This window comes from Rhizobium sp. TAL182 (genome assembly GCF_002117725.1).
In the GTDB taxonomy this organism is placed as follows: domain Bacteria; phylum Pseudomonadota; class Alphaproteobacteria; order Rhizobiales; family Rhizobiaceae; genus Rhizobium; species Rhizobium esperanzae.
In genome coordinates this window covers 235,130-256,684 of record NZ_CP021027.1, presented here as the reverse complement: position 1 = coordinate 256,684, position 21,555 = coordinate 235,130, and the positions used below count along the sequence as shown (strand labels likewise).

General features: G+C 60.0%; 9 protein-coding genes and 5 pseudogenes. 5 read left to right on the top strand and 9 right to left on the bottom strand.

The annotated features are described in order from the left end of the window. Nucleotides 1–730: 730 nt before the first annotated feature. Nucleotides 731–1,288, top strand: a pseudogene (locus Tal182_RS25660) (radical SAM protein); the annotation flags it as partial. A gap of 210 nt (nucleotides 1,289–1,498) precedes the next feature. On the opposite strand, the gene Tal182_RS25655 reads toward Tal182_RS25660, so the two are convergent. The 8 genes and pseudogenes from Tal182_RS25655 to tssK form a co-directional block, all read right to left on the bottom strand. Further along, on the bottom strand, nucleotides 1,499–2,509 hold the full coding sequence (locus Tal182_RS25655) for a LysR substrate-binding domain-containing protein (RefSeq protein ID WP_008536072.1): 1,011 nt from the start codon (nucleotides 2,507–2,509) through the stop codon (nucleotides 1,499–1,501). 239 nt (nucleotides 2,510–2,748) lie between these two features. After that, nucleotides 2,749–3,027: pseudogene (locus tag Tal182_RS31940) on the bottom strand (carbamoyltransferase N-terminal domain-containing protein); the annotation flags it as partial. Nucleotides 3,028–3,849: 822 nt separating this feature from the next. Next, nucleotides 3,850–4,044 (bottom strand): annotated as a pseudogene (locus Tal182_RS25645) (hypothetical protein); the annotation flags it as partial. Between the two features lie 143 nt (nucleotides 4,045–4,187). Continuing rightward, complete coding sequence (locus Tal182_RS25640) at nucleotides 4,188–5,804, bottom strand: hypothetical protein (protein WP_085861381.1); 1,617 nt, start codon at nucleotides 5,802–5,804, stop codon at nucleotides 4,188–4,190. A 296-nt stretch (nucleotides 5,805–6,100) separates the two neighbouring features. Beyond that, nucleotides 6,101–9,706, bottom strand: a complete 3,606-nt coding sequence (tssM, locus tag Tal182_RS25630; RefSeq protein WP_085861380.1) for a type VI secretion system membrane subunit TssM — start codon at nucleotides 9,704–9,706, stop codon at nucleotides 6,101–6,103. Between the two features lie 9 nt (nucleotides 9,707–9,715). Further along, nucleotides 9,716–11,005 carry a type IVB secretion system protein IcmH/DotU gene (gene icmH, locus Tal182_RS25625; protein WP_012489524.1) on the bottom strand — a complete coding sequence of 430 codons (1,290 nt, stop codon included), beginning with the start codon at nucleotides 11,003–11,005 and terminating at the stop codon, nucleotides 9,716–9,718. Continuing rightward, nucleotides 11,005–12,225, bottom strand: a complete 1,221-nt coding sequence (locus Tal182_RS25620; RefSeq protein ID WP_210256236.1) for a type VI secretion system-associated FHA domain protein — start codon at nucleotides 12,223–12,225, stop codon at nucleotides 11,005–11,007. The genes icmH and Tal182_RS25620 overlap by 1 nt, the downstream gene beginning before the upstream one ends. 7 nt (nucleotides 12,226–12,232) lie before the next feature. Further along, on the bottom strand, nucleotides 12,233–13,588 hold the full coding sequence (gene tssK / locus Tal182_RS25615) for a type VI secretion system baseplate subunit TssK (protein WP_016737477.1): 1,356 nt from the start codon (nucleotides 13,586–13,588) through the stop codon (nucleotides 12,233–12,235). Between the two features lie 642 nt (nucleotides 13,589–14,230). Here tssK and Tal182_RS25605 point away from each other — a divergent pair. Together Tal182_RS25605 and Tal182_RS25600 are read left to right on the top strand one after the other, a co-directional pair. After that, a pseudogene (locus Tal182_RS25605) lies at nucleotides 14,231–14,790 on the top strand (transposase); the annotation flags it as partial. A gap of 965 nt (nucleotides 14,791–15,755) precedes the next feature. Then, the gene (locus Tal182_RS25600) at nucleotides 15,756–18,239 is read left to right on the top strand and encodes a hypothetical protein (RefSeq protein WP_245344881.1); all 2,484 of its coding nucleotides are present in this window, start codon (nucleotides 15,756–15,758) and stop codon (nucleotides 18,237–18,239) included. Between the two features lie 1,216 nt (nucleotides 18,240–19,455). Here the strand turns inward: Tal182_RS25600 and Tal182_RS31545 are convergent. Next, nucleotides 19,456–19,846 (bottom strand): annotated as a pseudogene (locus Tal182_RS31545) (IS3 family transposase); the annotation flags it as partial. Between the two features lie 126 nt (nucleotides 19,847–19,972). On the opposite strand from Tal182_RS31545, the gene tssA reads away from it, so the two are divergent. Both tssA and tssB read left to right on the top strand, forming a co-directional pair. Next, nucleotides 19,973–20,965: a type VI secretion system protein TssA gene (gene tssA, locus Tal182_RS25590; protein ID WP_004680423.1), complete on the top strand. Its 993-nt coding sequence runs from the start codon at nucleotides 19,973–19,975 to the stop codon at nucleotides 20,963–20,965. A 35-nt stretch (nucleotides 20,966–21,000) separates the two neighbouring features. Further along, nucleotides 21,001–21,555: a type VI secretion system contractile sheath small subunit gene (gene tssB / locus Tal182_RS25585; RefSeq protein WP_085861378.1), complete on the top strand. Its 555-nt coding sequence runs from the start codon at nucleotides 21,001–21,003 to the stop codon at nucleotides 21,553–21,555.

Here is a 21,555-nt window from a genome sequence, read left to right as displayed (position 1 = left end):
AGTTGAAAATGGCGTTCTATGCATCTGCGAACGGACATTCGCGCCGTCGGCGCTTGACTTGGCCTCGCAATGCCACTTCCCAGGGAACGTCTGTGAACTCAAACAGCGTGCGTAGGACAGCAACTCCCGCGCAATCAAGGACCATTGGTGCGTTGGATTTTGTCTGCAAGAACAGCCAGGGCCTCTCTGCGCTTGTGTGGAACGTAGCTAACGGTCCATTCGGCGACAATGCGGTCGACGAGTTCGCCAGAAAGAGCCCAATGTCGACTGGATCCCCGTTTGCGGCCGCCGGGGCTGCCGGTGCCTGTCTCGGCGAAGTCTCCTCCAAAGCCTGTATCCGAACGATCCTGCCTGGCTCCCAATCGGGCTCGTCTGACCGAGCGGGAGCGGCTGATCGACGCGAGGGAGAAATCTGGGGCCAGGCGGCTCGCCTCTCGGCGTCACCCCACGTTAGGCTGGTTATGCCATCCGCGGGCATCAAATCGGGGTGAAAGAAAGTTCTAAGCCTGGTGTGGTCGAGCGGCCCGACCTGCCCTCCTCAACTCAAGCACTCGAGGCGAGCCGCCATTTTACCGGCGTAGGTCTATTGTCGAATGCCTGACAACCCTATGTCGGGTCGCAAATGGAGGGAACCGGACAAAAAACTCTAACCAATTGAAAACTAACGCAATTTTCATTGGCATGGCCCTTGCTTCTTGAACCGGGACGTTAAGCAGCAACGGAGCCTTTAATGCCCCCACCAATGATTTCGCTCAAGAACCTGACCAGCACGACAACTATGAACCAACTGCTGGCCACAGCGAAGTCCACTGCTTGCGCCGCGTCATTGTGCGGTTCGTCCGCAAAGCCGCACCACGTCGAGCCGGCTGTCTGGGAGAAAATCACGGACCTTTCCTGCTATTTAGAAAAAGCGCACTACTATTTCGCGCGCATGCACGTCGTAGCCGCACCAGCTTGCAATATCCAGTGCAACTACTGCAATAGTAAATACTGCGCCAACGAAAGCCGGCCTACGCCTGACCAGGCGCTGCGAAAGGTCGTTGCGGTCGCCAATGAAGTCCCTCAGCTTTCCGTGCTCTTTATCGCCGGACCAAGCGATGCCTGTTATGACCGGAAGAAGACAAAGGCGACATTTGCACGCGGAGCCACAGAGGTCCCCGATATCAAGCTGTGTCTTTCAACCAACGGTCCGGCAGTGCCAGACCGTGTCGGCGAGCCTGCTGACAAAAATGTTGATCACTTGACGATCACCATCAAAATGGTCGATCCGAGAGCCGGCGCGAAGATATCCGCGCCACTGCAGGGCCGAGCCGCAGCTCAGCAGAAGCCCGGATACAAGCAGACCCCGCGAGCACATAGGCATCCAAGTCTCGATATTCGTCCAACATGCCTGGCACTCTCGGGCGCAGCAGCGCTGAGCCCTTGGTCATCTCCCCGCGCAAAATCCCCGTTTGCTCTCTTTGATGCTTCGGGAGCATCCCGATCACCGCTTCTTGTGTCAGTCTGCTCCCGTCTCCAACGCTGCGGCGACCTCCTTGCGCAGCCATTTATGCTGCGGGTCGTGATGGCACCGCTCGTGCCAGATGAGCATGACCTTGTACGGTGCCGGCTCGAGGGGTGGATCAACAACCCTAAGCGGCAGCATCGCGGAAACTTGGGTCGCAACGCGGCGCGGGACGAGCAATACCAAATCCGTCCCCGAAGCCACCACCGCTGCCGTGAGAACGCTGGAAAAAAGTATGGGACTACGATCCTCTCGCAGGTTGGGCAAGTGGTCGTAGATCGGGCCGAAATGGTCGGGGGAGTCCGTACTGATGGCAGCGTGACGCAAGGTCGCGAAGTTGTCGATCGTCCATTCCTGCGCCAGCGCGGGATGGTCGTGGCGCAACAAACACGCGAAGCGGTCTGTATAGAGACTGCGCCGAAAATAGCCAGGCAGTTGCACGTCAATATGCCCAACGGCCAAATCAATATCACCTTGCTCAAGCCCCCGCATGGCACGATCAAACGGCAAACAGGCGAGTGTGTCGAGATGAGGGGCACGCTCGCGTAACCACGGCAGGAGGCGCGGTAGTACAGCCAAAGCTTGATGATCGGGGATCGCCAGCGTTGCCCCCCTCCCCCATTCTTTTGAGATTACGCTGCGGCTTGTCACCATCTCTCGGATCGTACGCAGTGCCGACGGCAGCCTTTGAGCCAAGTGTTCGCCTTGCGGCGTTGGGATCAAACCCGTTGAAGACCGCACCAGCAGGTCATCATTGAACATGCCGCGCAGCCTTCCCAGTGCCCGGCTCATCGCCGGTTGACTCCGCCCGATGTGCTGGCCCGCGTGCGTCACGTTCCGGTATTCGAGCAGAGCCTCGAGCGCGACCAGGAGGTTGAGGTCTATTGATGCCAAGTTTATCTGGTGTCCAGTGAGGCGCTCTCCTCTCCAATCTTGCAACATCTTTCGCCTATAAGCGAGTTGATCCGTCACCTCTTTTTCTACATAGCGTTTCATGACGTTCATTCCTCAACAATCAGTTCCGGGTCCAACGTTTTCGAGTTCATCTCGGCGGTGGAGCGCGGGTGACAACCTCATGGCATTGTGCCATCACGCGTCCAAGGGGCGGCCAGATCTGTGTGACGATGGCGATCACATGGAACATCGGGGTGTCCCACAGGAATATAGCGCCCGTGTCGACTTCCCCGAGCCCGTTGCAACAGTCTCGGATCCGATGCTGGGGTGCTTGGGTGAAAGAGGCGCACGCGCTCGAGCACAGCGTTGCAATAGGCCTCGGTCGCATAATACGCGATGCGGTCGATGTCGCTCAGGTGAACACCTGCAGATGCGAGGCAATATTGAATCGAACGCGTTGGTAACTTGTTGGAGTGCTTGATCCGGTTAAGGCGCTCCTCCTCGACCGCCGCTATCACTCGCCCGTCGCGAACGGGAACCGCAGCCCCATCGTGCATAAAGGTGTTCGGTAGATCGAACGAATTTTCGTAGACTCTGCTTAGACCGCCACTGAGCCCTAGACACAGCATGTTGCTCTCCAGTTCGTTTCGGAAGGTAGGTCGCTCTGGCCTGGCCACCGGCCTTCGTAGTTTCATAGGGTGGCGCTTGACAGTGCAGCTAGAGCTCACGGGGTCGAAGCCGATACCATTAGTGACCGGCGCGGCGACATTGCCGACAACCGATCCTGCGCAACCTTCTTGATCATTGTTGCGACGCCGCACAGAAACCCGGGCCGAAGCGCTTGCAGCAGAACTGCCTAACCTATCCACATCACTCAATCCTTCATATTTCGGCCCGACAGCCGCAAGAAAACATCACGAGGTTTGGTGGCCCTGCAAAAGGCGCAGACCAAGTCCTCGCGGCTGCGAGCGCGCCTGCTCTGGCTTCTAGTGATTGTGGGAGATGCACTCACAGGTTAGTCGACCAGGGAACAGTGCTTCTTGTGAGAGCCCTATCAGCACTGAAACGGGAGAAGCAACGGTGAAGATTCTGCCCGATCACGACCAGCGTAAGATAACAATCGAGGCCAGGCAACTGACAGAGGGCTCCAGGTCGAATTTCCAGCATCGTCTCCGCACCTGTGGACCCATTTTTTTAGAACTCCACATAATCTACACAGCGCTCTTCAGCGTTTTCTAAGGGCAATCGTTTTGAGCAGTAAAATCGTTTTTGTGGATGGAATGCGTGCAAAAAGGAATGGGTGGATCATAGCAAGGCGAGCGGCACTTTCAAACAGCGGTCGTGATGATCAACGTTTACGGCAAATCCGCCTCCGACGTCGGTGCCGACGACCGACCTCCGAAATCCTCGTGTATCGTCGTACCCGCAACACTCCTTCTCTACTCTGGTTTTCAGCCGATAAACCTAGCCGCAGCTTCGCCAGTCGGCACGTCGATAAGCGTGATCGGGCTTGCTGCAAGGAAACGGCGTTGGTTGTTGGTCGGCGCTGCCGCATCCAGCACCGCAAAACGTGGTGCGTTGGATCGCGTCATGATCCGTCGGGCGTAGGTGCGCAGCATCTGGTCGTTGAAGCGGCAGCCGATGAAGAAGAGCCTCTGTTGGTGCGCCGCTCCTTCACCGCTTCGCTGACCCACCTGAGCGGCGGAACTCCTTCCGTCGCTGATGAGGCCGTTGATGGCCTGCTAGCCCGGCCTTCCGGTGGGTCGGCCGGCATCGAGACAGGCGATTATTACGCGGCGGGCGCGGCGCGCGAGGTTTCGATGCGCTTCAGTCCATCGGTGATGGCCGCGAGCCCTTCCCGCAGCGTCTGCCCTATAGTGCCCGGACCGATGTCGATTGGAGGATTGTCAAGCATGGCTACAATGTCGCTGCCGTTGAGATAATCGAGCTTCTTCTGGACTGTGGTTCGGACACGCTCGGTCGCGCTCGACAGTGCCTCACCGTTGCGTTCGGTGATGGCGGAGAGCTGATCTGAAAGCTCTCCTCCGAACTGCAGGAAGATGTCGTCGACATACCTCCACGTTCCGCCGCGGGCTTCCACATCGACCATCTGGTTGATCTTGCTCTTTACCTCATCCCGCAGCGTCAAGGCAGCGTCGAGATGAGCCTGCCATATAGCTATGATACTTTCGACCGAGTTCTCGATGGATTTGGTCCTTTCGGGCTGGTCTGCGATGCCAAGAAGGACCAGAAGTTGATCATCGTTACCGAGCCGCGGGACCACCGCTGCGATCAGACGCTCCACAACCGCGCGCCTACGGGCTGCATCGCCTAGTTCCTTCGGCCATTGCGACGACACTATCTTCGCAATCCTCTCAGAATTCGCGTTCTCTAGCGGATAAGAAAGCTGTCGCTCCTGAGCCTTTGCCTTGATCAGACGGAACAAGGACTCTACTACCTCGTCTTGATCGAGAGCGCCCGTTGGAACTCTGTTCAGATCGATCCCATTCACCACGACCTCTTCGCGGCGGTCGCCGTTTGTCTCGCCCTGCCCCGCCCCATCGGGCATGTCATCCACATATTGAAGATTTCGCAGATTCTCAGGATAGGCCAGCATCAACAGAAGTCGGCCGGCGAAGTTGTGCAGCGTTGCCTCCTGCTCTTCCGGAGGCGTCGCAGCCAGCACACGTTGCAGCCAATCCGCGATCTTCGTGGTCAGATGGGACAACTCTGCGGTCTGTCCCGCGCCAATTTGCGCGCTGAGACTTACTGCGTGATTGGAAATGGTCGCGGCCGCGGCGGCAATGCCCTCCTTCACTTCCGGGAGAAGCTGCTCCAGGAGCTCAGCCCCGCCTTCACGCTTGCTTCTCTCTTCGGTTTCTTCAACACTCCCTGCAGAGTTCCCTTCCGCGCTATCGAGCGCCGTCATCGGCCGATTGAATTCTTCAGAGTCGTCGGGTGGAAGAAATTGGGAGTTCTCCTCGGCGTTCATCTCAAACTGCTGAATGTCTTCTTCAGTTAAGATTCCTGCTTCCTGCATGTCAGGCAACCTCATGCGGAAGTTCACGAAATACTTCTTCATCACCTTTTGGACCTGCGGGAACCCGGCCTTTCCACCATCAGCCAACTTGACGAGGATAACGCCGTTTTCGTTCATCCTGCCCGTGCCTCTCCGCAGAAGCGAAAAGTTCTCCTTACTACTATCCTCATCATCTTCAAAAGGCATGTTTTTCAAAGTTTGTGCCAATCCATTGAGCTTTTTCTTACTCACCAGGACAGCAGGCTTCCGCAGATCGCCAACCGTGCCGACCGCAAAGCAGAACTCCAAATCCGCTCTGTTCTTCGTCTGGTCGATCAACTGCAGAAATTTCTTCGCTCTTGTCCTATTGTGCTTCATTCCGGCCATTATATCTCTCCAGTTTCCTGTTCTAGATCAGTGTACGTCGGTTGATAGGGTGGGACAGGATCTGATCACCCAACTTCCCGAAGATCTGCCTGATGGAGGTGACCGCGCTCTCCAGCGGTCTAGTCGAGCGGGAAAGCGGCGCGCCGAGATCAAGCGACGATCGCCGCCAGTCGCAGCCGTGACCGCCTCCGATCCGGCCGGCAACCGACATGCCGACCTCTCCCGCCGCAGACCTGCGTGGGCGTCTCGTGACCCCATAGGGCTTTCCCAGCGCCAGTCGGATGCTATCCCGGCGTTCATAAGAAATCTGGACATCGGAATTCTGACAGCAGATTGCGGGACAACGGGCTCATCACGCTGTCAGGCTGGAGGTTAAAAACCGCCCAATGGCGACCGGACACCAGTCGTACCTGAATAAGGTCCCCTCCTCCCAATGGCTGCTTATCCGCCTCATTTAAGAGGCGAAACAGCGCCCAATGGCCGCTCTTAGAGAGGGTGGCGCCTTGAAAACCGATGAAAGCGACGGAAGCGCCGCCGACGCCGCCGGCCGTAGGCCAATGGAAATGCATGGCCGCGGCGGCCGTTCCTCGTCGATGTTCGAGGCGCTGGCCGTCGATGTCTACCACCACCTGGTCTGTCAACGGATCGGTCTCGGCGACGGTGAGCAGGAATCCAACTGACACCTGGCCGGCATCATCGAACATGGTGTCGCGGATCGTGGCTGCCCGTTGGAACTGGGCCAAGGTATTGCGGCCGATAGGGAAATCGACACCGCTCGTTGGCCGAAACTGCCACGAACCTTTGGATTTGTCGACGAATGGGGAAAGGTTCTCGGCGAAGAAAGTGTCGATCTCCGCCTTGCGGCCGAACAGCCGGGCGAAATCGCTCAAAGGGATATCCCGGCGGGATCCGCTCGCGAAGGGATACCGTCCTTCGGTAGCCCGTCGGCACAAATCGCCGGGGCCGCCCGCCCAACCGCTCGCCAACCCGCGCCTCATGCCGCTGACGGTTAGGTCCGAGCTGTGGCGGCTGAGGCCGAGGATCCATTGCCGGATGGGTTCGGGCAGATCGGCCGCCCCCGCCTCGATCTGTTGGATGGCGACGCCCGCCTGCCCGTTGTGTTCCAAGATGTTCGAACCCGCCAGCCCCTGCGCCTGGCTGAGGGAGCGATACAGTTCGCCGAGATCCCGGAGAGCACTGTCGATCGGCGCCTGCGCGCCCGCTTGGCTGTTCGACGGCACTTCGACCAGCTGGTGCAGCCACCGGAAATGATCGCCCATATAGAGCTGGACGTGAGCTTCAGGCGTGTCCGCGGCCGGTTGAGACCGGAACAGTGCCTCGAGCTCGCTTGGCAACACCTCGCCCTGGGGGACACTGTCACCTTTCGTCAAGCCGTCCTCGGGAGCCGGTGGTTGCTTGAGCTTTAGCTCCTGCGCCGCCGCGAAAAGGAACAGGCGCATTGGTGACGTCGGCGCGGACAGCGTGTTCAAGGTGCGCAGCGCGTCATCGATACCCCCAGACGGGCGGATGGACATATCGCCAATGAGCTGGTCCCAGCGCAACGCGAACTCCTGAGCGTAGAGATCCGCCGCCGAACGCCGCAGCTTCTGGCTCACATCACCGGCTGCAATCGGCGCGACTACCTGTGAGTCGAGAACCCAGCCTTCTGCAGCGACAGCGTCAGCCACTTGCGGCAGCAATCGCAGGAAGGTTCCGTAAAACCCCGCCCTCGTGTAGATGCCAGGAACCCCCTCGCTGAGCGGCTGTCCCGATTTGCGAGCCAGGACGCCCTGCGCCAGCGGCCCGGCATGGTCGGCCAGACGCCAGGTTGGCGCCCGCGAGGCTTCGGGACTGGTCGCGATGATGTCGAGGACGCGGCGCGCCATCGAGACGGTCTGGAGCTTCGCGCGGCTCCTCTCGATCAGTTCGCCATTAAGCTCACTATGGGGCAGCGGCCCTTCCATGAGTGCATCCAGGTGATCAGCGAGCGCGCTGCGCAGGCCGGCATCGGCTTCGGCCGGAAACATCACTCGCCAGTCGGCAGCCATCCAGTTTTTGACGACCGCGCGCTGGAGCGGACCCTGCTGACCCAGCATCAGGTAAACCTTTAACGCCTGGTAGACGAACTGATCATCGTCGTGCCGCTCGACCAATAAGGTTTCCAACCGGAACATCAGCCGCGGCAGCAGGATGGTGTTCACGGCGCGGCGGTACGCCGCGAGCGTCTGAACCTTGATTTTCTTACTCTGGTCGAGACCCGAACTTGATAGGCGGCCGCCCGCGCTGTCGCCGTTGGCATCACGCAGCCGCTGAAGCAGTGGCAGGATGGGTCGAAGATCGCCACTCTCAACCCGGTCGAGCTTCAGCTTTTCAGCCCCTCTGGCATAGCTGCCAGCCATTAGGCGAACGCTCTCGATCAGCTGAACATTCCGAATATAGCTGAACGTCCATAAGACGCTGGCGGTAACAATGACCGCCGCTATCATCGTGTAGGCGCCGTACCGGATCCGCCGCTGGCGCCGATCGAAGCGGTGATTGGCATCGACGAGCCCAGCTTCGGCGAAAACGACTTCGCGCAGCAGCCGGCTGATGAAATAATTACGGCCCGGGCCACGAAGCGCTGTACAGGGCGGCTGAGCGATCTCGAAGGTCTGAGATCTGGCGTTCGCAACTCGATCGAAGGGCATGCCAATTTGCGTGCCGCTTAAGAAGTAGACGCCGCGGAGCATAAGCGGTTCCTGGAACGAATTCCCGCCAAAGGCTTCCTTCAAGAACTGTTGCGTCAGGTGCTTGAGGCTAGCGACCTGCTGTGGGAAGCCGAACATGAGCGCACGACGCTGGAGGTTGCTTTCGTGCTGCATTCGTTCAAGCAGCCTTTCGTTTAGGCGGCCAACAAGCGCATCGTATGCTGCGGCAAACGCCATCGGATCGCCTTCGTCCTCCGACGCCTCTTGCGCAAAGGTGAACCCCCACACCGCCTCCCGCCCCTCGCGACCCAGATCGTCGAAGAATTCAACAAATCCCGCCAGCAGATCGCTCTTAGTGAAAAGCACATAAATCGGCAGTTGCAGGCGAAGCTCCCTGTACACTTCGAGGAGCCGCTCACGGATACAGCGCGCGCGATCGGCGAGCACTTCCTCGGATGTAGAATTCAGCTCGCTGATTGCGATCGTGACTAAGACACCGTTCAGCGGCTGCCGTGGCCGGGAGCGTCTGAGCATACGAAGCAAGCCACGCCAAACCGCTTTGTCCCGGTCTGCATCACCCTCCTGTATCGTGTAGCGCCCAGCAGTGTCGACGAACACCGCGTCATCGGTGATCCACCAGTCGCAGTTTTCCGTACCCGCTAACCCACCGGCGGCTCTCAGACCGGACCTCGCCGCCATCGGAAAGCTGAGCCCGGAATTGACTATTGCTGTGGTCTTCCCCGAGTTGGGCGGACCGATCATCACATACCAGGGCCGCTGATAGAGCCACCGCCTGCTGATACCTCCTGCGTAGCGGCGCCCCTTGAGTGTGGTAAGGGTCTCGCGGAAACGATGACGAATCGCCTCCAGCTCTCTTTCAGCAAGCGTGCTGGCTTGCCCCACACTTCGGTCGGAAGGCCTTGGGTCTCCCTTCTTCTGCTCGGCCCCACCCGCGTCCAGCGCTCCCGACACTCGTGATTGGACGAGGTCTTCAAAATAGGCCTGAACCTTGTAAAGCTGGGACTGGATCAAGTAGATCACGGTGTATCCGACCGGAATCAGCATCGATGCCGCGATCTGGCTGCGAAGGCTGTCAAGCGGCGCAAATCCTCCGACCGAGATATGCGGTCCGAGCGTGAAGATTAAGGCACATACGATCGCCGCCCCGCCGACACGGAGCCATTGCCACCTAAGCGCTTTCTTGATTGACTGCATGGCTTGTCTTCATTGTGTCTTTGTGATGATGATTTGAATCCGACGGTTCCGCGCGCGGCCCTCGGGCGTGTGGTTCGAAGCGACCGGTTCTCCGCTCCCTCTGCCCTCTTCTCGCACGCGGCCTGGGTCATCCATCATGGATTTGATAATCTCGGCAGCTGCGCTCGCACGCGCGAGCGAAAGGGAATCGTTTGAAGGGAAGGCGAGTGATTGCACCGGAATGGCGTCGGTGTGCCCGGTCAGGAGGACCGATCCCGACTCACCGTTCAGAGAACGACCAATTCGTAAAAGAAGCGGCAGGAACATTTTCTTCACTTCCGGACTAGCAGAATCGAACATCCCGGAGGCGCGAATGATAACGACGATCTGCTGTGGGTCCTCGGACACAGTGACAAGCCCTTCGCGGATTTCGGGCTCGAGGAAGTTACGCAGTCGGTCGCTGCTCATAACAACCTTTGGTGGCAATGCGATTCTCGCCGATCTGACAACGCCGTTCGGCGGCAATGTCGCGATATCGTTGAAGACAGCGTCGGCGCGGGCATTTAATGCATGCAGGAGTCCGGTATAGATCGAGAGGAGTAATCCTGCCCCAAACGCTACGACGGCCCAGATTGGAACGATTGTGCGGCGTGGCTTCGGATTATTTGAGTTCCTCCGCCAGTGCGGGGATAGTTCGCGCTCGAAGTCACCACGGGCTGCTCGGATCAGGCGGTAGACGTCTTCGCACAGCACACTGAGCTCTGCGGCTCCTCCCGCAGTGACGCGGTAGCGGCCTTCGAAGCCCAACCTCATGCAGTAGTAGAGCAGCTCCAGCAGTTCTATATTGATGGCCGGTTCATTTTTCAATTGCGTCAGCAGATCGAAGAAGCGCTCGCCGCCCCAGGTATCGCTGAACAGCGATCCCACCAAGCTGCGCGTCGTCCAGACGCTGTTGCTGCCCCAGGCTGTGTTCAGAACGATGTCATCGATGGTCGCGCAGAGGGCGTATTTGCAGACCTTGATCGCTCGCGAGGGCAATCCGAGCGGCGTGATCCGACGCTCAAAAGCATCGATCTCCCGCAGCACCCTAAGGCGCAGTGCTTCAACGTCGATATGGCTAGCACTGCTCTTGAGCTGAGCGCTGAGACCCAGCAGCGCCGCCGCGGCCGCGACCAGTGGATTAAGTCGGTCGAGCGCAAGCATCTCCCAGGTAAGTTCGTCCGCCACTGGCGATGACGGCGAAGGGACAGCCAACTGCTCCTCGGCGTGAAGGAGGACGAGTGGCTGGGATTTTGGCATCGTTTCCTCAATCACCATCATCAACCCGCCCACTTCCCTTCGGAGCGGACGCTCTCATCGTGGGATCGGCGGGCGGGTCGACTACGCTCTCGCACTGGGCGCGCGAAGTCGGCGCCGAAGCTCCGGAGCAAATCGGTTTCGATGCTCGATACGACGTCATTGAAGACGCGCACGTACGCACTCCGGTTTCGCGCCTTATGGTTGCGGTGCAAAAGGGAACGGGGCCGCCCCATCGCCTTCTCGATCCCTGCTAGGGACAAGCGTGCACGGACGCTGGACAGAGCCTTCTGCACAGCCGCGAATGACACGTCATGCGTCCCACGGTCGGTGAAGGCTTGCTCAACGGCCAGGTCTCCGCGGAGGGACCCGCTGGAGTCATTGCACAGAACTGCGCGCAACGCCTCACCGACATCGGGAACGAGACTCAGGGTTTTTTCGTCGGAACTCTTATTTCTGAATAATTGTTCGCCAGCTCTCGCTCGGAGAGTATGCTGTGCAGCGCGGCGGAATACAGAAGCATTTTCCCTGCACGATCCAGCACGCTTACGATGCCGGCATTCCGGACATCTGCCAATGATAAGCCGCAGGCGGCAAGGAAAGCCGTGACCGCCGCTCGATGATTCTTGGCGAGATGATTGCTCCACCTTGGGTTGCGTCAAGATGGGGGCCCGATCTGGCACACTGTCTGCGTAGATATCCCACGGACTTCTCATCATGCCCGCCAGCGCGTCTAAACGAGTGCCTAAGAACGGCAATGGTAGGAACTCGCCGTCCCTCAGGTCCAGCAGCGCTTCTTCACCCCGGGTGCAATTGCCCGCCAGGAGCGACGAGGCCGTTTCGAGGGGGCCAAGAAGACTCAACTCCTCACTTGTCGCTGCAAGTTGTCCCTCCGGTTCGGCGGCACTCTCCGCAATGGATATCGAAGGCGACACCGCGACGACATCGGTCATATAGGCGCCGATCTGAATAACATCGCTGGTTTTCCGGGCGACCGGCGCCTCTGACGGAAGCGGCACCGCCTCGTCATTTTGACATGTGTCGTCGCGGCCTCGGTCGATCAGTACGTATCGCCGTGCCATGCACTCGATTGAGCAGTGGGATTTCGAGACCATCTGCTGATCATCCGGCAGAACCAGGCTGTTGCCTGCTCGGCTGGTAGTCAGTCCACCAGCCGCGTCGCCCGGCACGAGATATTCCGGAAAACTACATCTATTGCTGTGTACACGTAGCGTGAGGGGCATTGGTGGGCTAACTCAAATGTGGGTTCTGTCCGGCTCGGATGGCCCAGAGAGCCATTTCGAGATTTGGGAAGTCGCCAGCAACGTGCAGCGCCAAGCCGGCGGATTGGGGCATATCCTTCCAGAAGCGGCTATTTTGATCGATCTCGAAATAGCTGAATCCAACATGGAACGGGATCTGACGCGGCGCGACCGGTAGGGGATTGATGATAATGCCGGGCAGTGCGACATTGACGAGTTCCGTGATTTTCTCCGCCGGGCCGATCTTAATCTGAGACGGGAACTCGCGCCGGAGGCGCTCGACCTCAATATCAGCCCGAGCAGCCAGCACGAAGCTCGAGGTCGTAAAGAGAGAGCGGTCGGCCACCTCAGCCACATGGACACCGTATTTTTGCCGCTGCAGCGGTACGGGGACCGCAGTCTGCTCAATCACTGCACCCAGCGAAGCCCGGATCGACTGTATCACTGGCAAAAACGCCTCCGCGAGAGAGTCGTGCTTGTAAACACCAAGGGTCGGGGCACGTTTATCGACGCGGGCGAACGTGGCTAGTTCACCCGCCAACTGGAGCATGAGAACATACAGCGATTCCGGATTTACAACGGCGGCCTTGGACAGGTGGCAGAAGTACGGCTCGTACCGATTGATCGCCTGCAGCAGAAGGAAGTCCGCGAGCTCTGCAACCCGGTTCGTTCCCGACTGGGAGACCCGAGTGGCCAGAGCTTCACCACGATGGTGAAGCAGGCCGGTGATCTCAGTGATGTAGTTCGAGAGGACCCGGGAGCTGGCGCAGTCGGGGGTTGGCGGCACGTGCGTTTCGTCCAGAATGATCTGTCGGTCGGCCCGGACCTCTATGATACGGGCGATTGGGATGCAAGTGTAGCCAGACCGGTCTGCCGCGTCCGGCAGCAGTCGAAAATCCAGCCTCGCTACGTCGATGGAGGCGCTGCCTCGCTCGCCAGCGTTGGTGTCGACAACATCCTCAGTGGAGACTGCGAAGCGGATAGGTACGTCAATTCCCGCTTGCGCGTCGGTTTCAAGAGCGCCGGGTTGATAAAACGGTACCGCCAAGTGAATAAGCGAATCTCGAAAATCCGGCGGAACGTCGTAGGGAGTTGGCTGGTTGGCTTCGTCAGGAATACTGAAGGGCATCCCGTCCTCCAAGACGCCGCGAGCCGCTTCGATGGCGATCTTACCGAGACCAAGCAGCTCTCGATTGAGCCGCAGCTCGCTGATACCCCACCCGTACCCATGCAAAACCGCCGTCCTGCTGCGCACCAGCTGTTCGACGTGACGATCGGCCTGCTGAAAATGCTGCGGGCGGAGGAACAAGCCCTCCGACCAGACGACCCTATTATTCCACGACATTCAAGACTCGCCTCGCGTCCACCTGACAGAACGGCTTTCTCCGTAAAAGTAGCAGAGCTTCACTGCCCCCTTGCATGCACATCTGATATCCAACAATGCGCTGGTAGAAGGGCATCGCGTGTCGGGACAGCTCAGATATGCAAGCGCCGAAGCTCATCAGGATTGGTCATGAGCCCCCTTGCAGCGCGACAAGCAAGGGGTCTCATCTAGACTGTCGCTCAGTAGCCCGTTGCCCTCAGAGCCTTATTGGTCGTTCATGTTCACACTGACCTACAACGCGCCAATTCGCCTGTCCTGTCACTCGTACGGGATGAATCTCGCAAATGACCGCCCGGAAGCCTTGAGACCCGGCGCCGCAAGTACGGGGCCAAAAGAGCAGCGCAACAGGCAAGGTGACACGTGATGCGCATTGCCTCGTCGAAAATGTTCCTGAATACGCTGAGGCAGTGCCGCCGCCAACATCGTCTTCACGCGCCGCCGCCCCTAAAGCACCTTGACGACCAGTTTAGCGATTAGACAACCACCTCCTGGACACGATCCACGAACCGGTTGCAGTCCCGGTTCGCGCCAGGTGCGGGATAGCAGCCCTGGCGGCATGGATCATTCATGCGGCGAAGATAGGCATTTCCACATTTGGTGATGCCCAATAGCTAGCGAATGGGATATGCGCTGCGCCTCATGTTGGCGCGCGAGCACATGCAAGATGGCACGGTGGAGATCGACCGTTTTCATCTCGGTGAGCGACCGAGAATGGATCCGGACGGTCTACCGCCTGGACGGGGCCGAAAAGGCCTTTCGATACATGCAGGGCGCGCGACGGCGAAAGGGATCGAACCGCAACCTGCCTGATGGGCGGTGAGGCGTTCATGGCGATTGGCAAGAGCTTTGCTACGCATGAGAACGTAAAGCATTCGAGCCGCGAATTCGTCCAAGTCGCCGTCCACTCGGTGGGAGGTTTCAAGTCCCGGGTCCGCCGCACCATTGCCGGCGTCTTTCATCATATCAGCCCGCAGCATGCCTTGTCTTTCCACGAGATCGGCTTCCGCTGGTCACAGCGCATTGTTACGGGCCAGGCAGTGCGGATACTAGTCACGGGTGCCGCCGGCGCTGCGATTGCTGCAAGTCTTTCGCGCTATTACCGGCCGGCAATGCGCAGAAGTCCGGATGCCGGAATCATCGTTAAATCTCCCAGCCTTTTGTGATAAGGCCGCGTTGTTTAGCGGAAGCCAGCAAGGAGTTCGAAGACGAAGGCCGACCTCACTGGCGCCGCAATTGGCGACAGTTGCCACTACCCTGGTATCGTTGGGCCAATCCCACCATAGAAGAGATCATGTCGATGTTTCGTCGTAACCGGCTTGCGCGGCACCGGCGGCCGTCAGCGTTGATAGCAATCCGTGCCGATCGCCACATCAAGCACGGACCTCCGGTCTGGAGAACGGGTCGTCGCTGCATCTCTCGAAGGATCGCCGCTGTCGTTATGGGTTCACGCAGGAGCTGCGCCATAGCCGCTCACTAACCGGATGCGAGCATATCACCTGTGCATGCAATCCAATACCGGGACTGCGCTAGTTTGAATCGCGGGCTCTTCTCCGTGGTTTTTGAGGTTCTGCTGCAATGATGCGTTTACGCTACCAGTTATCAACGGCCTGGCCATGTCTTCGGGATCTGCCGGCCTCCCGTCACCTGAGCTCGATTCCGCAGAGCCGCCCCATGCCACAACAGCAAAAAACGGGACCCACGGTGATTGAGCGGCGTCCGAACGAGGCTCGGCAAGCTGGAGCGGTCGATGGTCGCAGTCGCGCCCCTTGCACTCTGGTTAAGTCGCTTGAGCCCCTGATAAATTCTGACCTTCCGTCAGCAGTCGGTGCCCGACAGCTGACCCCTTGTTTCCTGAAGGCCATATCCCAGGGGGGTGAGCATGGTTGACAGGGACCCTCGGACTAAGGGGCAGGGCTCTTCGCGGCCGGATGAGGGCCGGCACCCAGCGGATCAAAGAGCGCAGTCTTCAGTGGCGCGTGTCGATCAAGTGGCCGACAACTTCAATTCGGACGACATCTGGCAAGAGAATTCGGTATTGCGTTACGTGGAAAGGCTAAGCGTCGACCAGCCAAGCCCGCCGACCGAGCTTCAAAGCCCTGAAGAACAAACCCCGCAAATGATGGCTGACATGACGGAACTGACGAGAGTTCCGGTCGTCCCGGCAGAGACCGCGTTCAACCTCACGAGGACAACAGATGAATACAATAATGCCGATCGCACTATTCACCTCGTCGAGGGCCAGCCGCTGGAGACTGGCCCTCAGCGCGGGGGGCTGCATGGCCTTGGGAATTTAGAAGCCTCAGCGGTTGCCGGGCCCACCGAGGTGCCGGGTGGAAGAGAGGAGCATTCGGCCATGTCCGAGGTGCCCGCGGAGCCCAGCGATCCGACCGGTGGCGGGCGCAAGAGGCGGACTACTGAGAAGGACGCAGATCCCAGGCCCAGCCGCAGGCAGACGTTATATGCTCAAAGGCCGCTGGCGTTGGCGCCTGATCTCAGCGCCGCGAATGCCGGCATAATCGTGGGGGCCTCAACGGGCGATCTCGTCAATCGAGCGGCGTTCCGGACGGTGTCGGCCCAGGACCAGGCGAGGCTGGACGAAATCGCCAGGCAGACACCGCGGCAGTCGAGGCAGAGCAAGGGGGCGTGGGCGGACGCGCTGAAGGCGGCCCATCCCAATCTCAGCGCCGCCGATGCCGCCGTAATCGTGGGCGTCGTAAAGCGGGTTATCGCCAGGAGGGCGGCGTATCGAACGGTGTCGGCCCAGGACCGGGCGAGGCTTGACGAGATCAAGGCGGCGACACCGCAGCTGCCGGGGCAGAGCAAGGGGGCGTGGGCGGACGCGCTGAAGGCGGCCCATCCCGATCTCAGCGCCGCTGATGCCGCCATAATCGTGGGTGCCGTAAAGCAGGATATTGCTAAAAGGGCCGCGTTCCAGACGGTGTCGGCCCAGGACCAGGCGAGACTGGACGAAATCGCGGCGGTGACACCGCGGCTGCCGGGGCAGAGCAAGGGGGCGTGGGCGGACGCGCTGAAGGCGGCCCATCCCGATCTCAGCGCCGCCGATGCCGCCATAATCGTGAATGCCGTAAAGCAGGATATTGCTAAAAGGACAGCGTTCCAGACGGTGTCGGCCCAGGACCACGCGAGGCTGGACGAAATCGCCAGGCAGACACCGCAGCTACAGGGGCAGAGCAAGAGGGCGTGGGCGGACGCACTGAAGGCGGCCCATCCCGATCTCAGCGCCGCCGATGCCGCCGCCATCGTGGGCGCCGTAAAGCGGGTTATCGCCAGGAGGGCGGCTTTTCAGACGGTGTCGGCCCAGGATCAGGCGAGGCTGGACGAAATCGCTAGGCAGACACCGCGGCTGCCGGGGCAGAGCAAGGGGGCGTGGGCGGACGCGCTGAAGGCGGCCCATCCCGATCTCAGCGCCTCCGATGCCGCCATAATTGTGGGTTCCGTAAAGCATAATATTGTAAAAAGGGCGGCGTTCCGGACGGTGTCGGCTCAGGACCAGGCGAGGCTGGACGAAATCGCCAGGCAAACACCGCGACAGTCGAGGCAGAGCAAGGGGGCGTGGGCGGACGCGCTGAAGGCGGCCCATCCCGATCTCAGCGCCGCCGATGCCGCCACAATCGTGGGCGCCTTAAAGGACGATATCGCCGTGAGGGCAGCGTTCCGGACGGTGTCGGCCCAGGACCGGGCGAGGCTGGACGAAATCGCGGCGGTGACACCGCGGCAGGGGCGGAGCAATGCGGCCTGGGCGGACGCGCTGAAGGCGGCCCATCCCGATCTCAGCGCCGCCGATGCCGCCACCATCGTGGGCGCCGCAAAGGACGAAATCGCCAGGAGGGCGGCGTTCCGGACGGTGTCGGCCCAGGACCAGGCGAGGCTGGACGAACTCGCTAGGCAGACACCGCAGCTGCCGGGGCAGAGCAATGCGGCCTGGGCGGACGCGCTGAAGGCGGCCCATCCCGATCTCAGCGCCGCCGATGCCGCCGTAATCGTGGGTGCCATAAAGCAGGATATTGCTAAAAGGGCGGCGTTCCGGACGGTGTCGGCCCAGGACCAGGCGAGGCTGGACGAAATCGCGGCGGCAACACCGCGGCAGGGGGGGAGCAATGCGGCCTGGGCCGATGCGCTGAAGGCGGCCCATCCCGATCTCAGCGCCGCCGATGCCGCCACCATCCTGGGCACCTTTAGGGACGATATCGCCAGGAGGGCGGCGTTCCGGACGGTGTCGGCCCAGGATCAGGCGAGGCTGGACGAGATCAAGGCGGCGACACCGCAGCTGCCGGGGCAGAGCAAGGGGGCGTGGGCGGACGCGCTGAAGGCGGCCCATCCCGATCTCAGCGCCGCCGATGCCGCCATAGTCGTGGGTGCCGTAAGGCGCGATATCGCCGTGAGGACGGCGTTCCAGACGGTGTCGGCCCAGGACCAGGCGAGGCTGGACGAAATCGCTAGGCAGACACCGCAGCTGCCGGGGCAGAGCAAGGGGGCGTGGGCGGACGCGCTGAAGGCGGCCCATCCCGATCTCAGCGCCGCCGATGCCGCCATAATCGTGGGTGCCTCGAAGAAACGGATAGCCAGGAGGGCAGCGTTCAAGGTGATATAGGACGGCTCATGACTCATCACCACATTCCCTAGGAACTGCACCATCATGTGCGTTGGTTGTCCACCACGGGATTGCATGAGCATGTGAGAGCGCCGAATTTTTCTTCAGTCTGGAGGCCAATACCTGGCTCGAGATCGATATTTAGGGGCACGACGGCCGGCGCATTCCGGCTGACTAACACGCCGAGAGCGACCTCGTCTTCGACGGTCGGGAGCGCAGAATGTCGGCTCGCATGCCGCTGCGACCATCAGCCCGCTCCTCGCAAGATTGGCGCCAAGGCCGCCGTCGAACGATGGCGACGAGGCAAGTTTTTCCAAAACTTTCTTTAGCATAGAGGTAGAAGGATCGCTACAGCGGGGTTGCAGTGCGCGGGCGGCTAGGGTGACTAAGTGCGTGCACTCCACGACCGTCAAACGGGGTCGGTGTCCGTCAATTCGAAATCGCAGGGATCTGCACGAGAGACCGCGTGGTTGCCCTGCACGACTAATGGAAGCAGGGTCGACAGTCACGTTGGGATGCGGTAGGTGCGCGATAGAACGGGGGATTGGCGGCGGGACTCGATTCTTTTTAGAAGATCACGCAAAGCCGCATCACACCCATTGTCAAAAGTAAATACCGCGACGATGGTTATTAACCTTCGACTTCCGTCGAAAACGGCAATGGCGCTCACGAAGGAGGCCGGCCGCTGCGAAACCCCGCCATCTCCGCACCCCACTCCTTCGCTCCAACTGGGAGCAAAATGAATGAGGCAACGTGCGAATCTCGGGGAGCATCGTTACATGCGGTCAATACGGATCTCATCCAGATTGTCGCCCTATATGCCTCGTGCGGCGGTCCGGCGGAGCGCAGGAGTATAATGCCGTTGAAGTGCTCGAGCCGTTCTACCACTGACGCCGGGTCGCTGCACGCGCGATGGACCGCCGGCTGGCCGCTCGTTCGATGAGGGTCCGCGCGCCGACACCCCCAAGAGCGATCGCCGAGGACGCCATCCACCTTATGCAGCAACTGGCGCGGAGGCGGCCGCGCGAAGACTTCGTAGTTGGAGGCCTTCAGGCTCACGTTTGCAACGGTACTCCGCAGGTTGCCCTTTGCAACGACTGCCCGACGATGTCAATTCAATCTGGCTGAGCTTGTACCGTCAAGTTTATCCAGTTTGGGGTTCGCTCCAGCGGTGGGTTGCGCATCTGCGGCGGCATCGGCGGGTTTAGGTGCGGAGACCATTCCGGCTGCGCAGCACTGCATCACGTCGCGGGTTGCCGATCTGGGCGAACTCTGCAGGGTTAGTTAGCCGAGGCCAGAGTGCTTGGCTTGCCACGCTCCTCGATAACCCGATCCAGTCCACAGGCGACCGCAGGCCGGAGAGCGAAGTATCGGCGACGAGAGTCCGGCTTTCCTCACGACCATCAGAAGCCTGAACCCGCGCCAACGATCATTGGCAGCCAGCGGGATCAACACCAACGCTTGCCTTTCGCTCGTTTCCGGCCACGGCGCTTGCGCATCGTGAGCTTCTCCTCCCGATGGACCCGGAAGAGCTTCTTGTTGTTCACAAGGTGTCCCTCGCGCCTGAGCAGCACATAGCTGCGTCAAGATCCGAAGCGGCGGCATTCACGCCCCAAGCATTCACGACATATACGAATGTCGATTGTGCATGAGCAATCGCGTCTGCTCATTGCTAAACATTGAGAAACAGAGGCGCGACGATCTTTTATGTCGGGAAAACTGGGATTTGGGTCATGCTCGATGCAGATCATCTATTAAAACCGATCAGCGACGGCAACGCATGCGGGGATGCTCTCGATTACGATTTGAGCTTCCTGGAGCTGGAGATAGCGTCGCATGGCAAGCCGCACCAGCAGATAGGCGACTCCATCGCCACCGAGGAGGCTCCCGATTGGACAGAGGTGTGGCGGCTTGGCCTCGACCTTTCTGCCCGCACTAAGGATCTAAGAGTCGGAATCTTGCTCACACGATCCGCCCTCAGTCAGTTCGGCTTCTCTGGTCTAAGTCGGGGGCTTGAGCTGCTCGCGGCCTATGTCGAGCTCTACTGGTCAGAGCTACATCCGCGACCGGATCCAGAAGATGACGAAGATCAGACCGTTCGCCTCAACGCTCTAGCGAGCCTCTGCGATCTCTCCGGGCTCTTGGCAGAAATACGCCAAGTCCCACTCACCTCCTCCAGGCAATTCGGGACTTTTACGCTCCGCGATTGGGCTGGTGCGCTACGGTCCCAATCTACGGAAATTGATCGTTCGACCATCGAGCACGCCTTCATCGACACCGATCCACTGCAGCTCGAGCAGATCAGCACTGGTCTCCACGCCAGCCTGGCAGCCGCCACCCATCTAGACGCGAGTGTTCGGCAGCACGTCGCGAGTGACGAGGCCGTTCGATTCGACCCTCTGATAGTGCTACTCACCCAGGCCAAGGATCTGGTCGACGCCCATCGGAAAAGGGCCCAGCCTGCAGCCCCGGCATCTCCATTGCCAGACTCTAGCAAGGCCTCTTACCCCGAAGTGATCCGCAACCGCGATGACGTTGTCGAAATTCTTGGCCGCATTTGCCACTGGTACCAGGTGAATGAGCCCGCGAGCCCGCTGCCAGCCCTCCTGGAGCGCGCGCAGCGACTTGTCTCGAAGGACTTCATGGCTCTTATCAAAGAGTTGGCGCCAGAAGGGGTTGCCCAATACCGTTCGATTGCCGGTCTGGCGGTCGGCGAGGGCACGTGACGTGCGCAATCTTCCCTATCAGGAGAGTGGAACACATGACAAAGGCGAGTAGTCAAAAGTTCATCGCGCGGGTTCGTCCGCCTCGCGTACAGATCGAATACGACGTCGAGACCTATGGCTCTCAGAAGAAGGTTCAGCTTCCCTTCGTGGTCGGCGTGATGTCCGACCTCGCCGGCAATGCTGCCGAGCCGCTTGCCCCTGTCGCGGAGCGCAAGATGATGGAGATCGATATCGACAATTTCGATGATCGGCTCAGATCGCTGAGGCCCAGGGTGGTGATGCGGGTGCCGAACCTATTGACCGGAGAAGGCCAACTCGCTGTCGACTTGACGTTCGAGCGGCTCGAAGATTTCTCGCCGGCGGCCGTGGCGCGCAAGGTCGACAGCCTTAGCAGGCTGCTCGAGGCGCGAACGGAGCTCTCCAATCTGCTGGCCTATATGGACGGTAAGAACGGTGCCGAAGAGTTGCTCACCCACTTCCTCGCGGATTCGGCACTGCTAAGCGCCCTCGGCAATGGCATCGAGACTGAGAAGCCTGATGCATTGGTTGCCGCTCCGCCATTGGCATCCCCAGACACAGAGGAGGACTGA

What these genes read in the sequence shown, in the direction of transcription:
- icmH (WP_012489524.1), bottom strand. Translation starts at nt 11,005, where the DNA reads ATGATGGTGATTGAGGAAACGATGCCAAAATCCCAGCCACTCGTCCTC.
- Tal182_RS25655 (WP_008536072.1), bottom strand. Translation starts at nt 2,509, where the DNA reads ATGAACGTCATGAAACGCTATGTAGAAAAAGAGGTGACGGATCAACTC.
- Tal182_RS25640 (WP_085861381.1), bottom strand. Translation starts at nt 5,804, where the DNA reads ATGGCCGGAATGAAGCACAATAGGACAAGAGCGAAGAAATTTCTGCAG.
- tssK (WP_016737477.1), bottom strand. Translation starts at nt 13,588, where the DNA reads ATGTCGTGGAATAATAGGGTCGTCTGGTCGGAGGGCTTGTTCCTCCGC.
- tssM (WP_085861380.1), bottom strand. Translation starts at nt 9,706, where the DNA reads ATGCAGTCAATCAAGAAAGCGCTTAGGTGGCAATGGCTCCGTGTCGGC.
- tssA (WP_004680423.1), top strand. Translation starts at nt 19,973, where the DNA reads ATGCTCGATGCAGATCATCTATTAAAACCGATCAGCGACGGCAACGCA.
- Tal182_RS25620 (WP_210256236.1), bottom strand. Translation starts at nt 12,225, where the DNA reads ATGCCCCTCACGCTACGTGTACACAGCAATAGATGTAGTTTTCCGGAA.
- tssB (WP_085861378.1), top strand. Translation starts at nt 21,001, where the DNA reads ATGACAAAGGCGAGTAGTCAAAAGTTCATCGCGCGGGTTCGTCCGCCT.
- Tal182_RS25600 (WP_245344881.1), top strand. Translation starts at nt 15,756, where the DNA reads ATGACGGAACTGACGAGAGTTCCGGTCGTCCCGGCAGAGACCGCGTTC.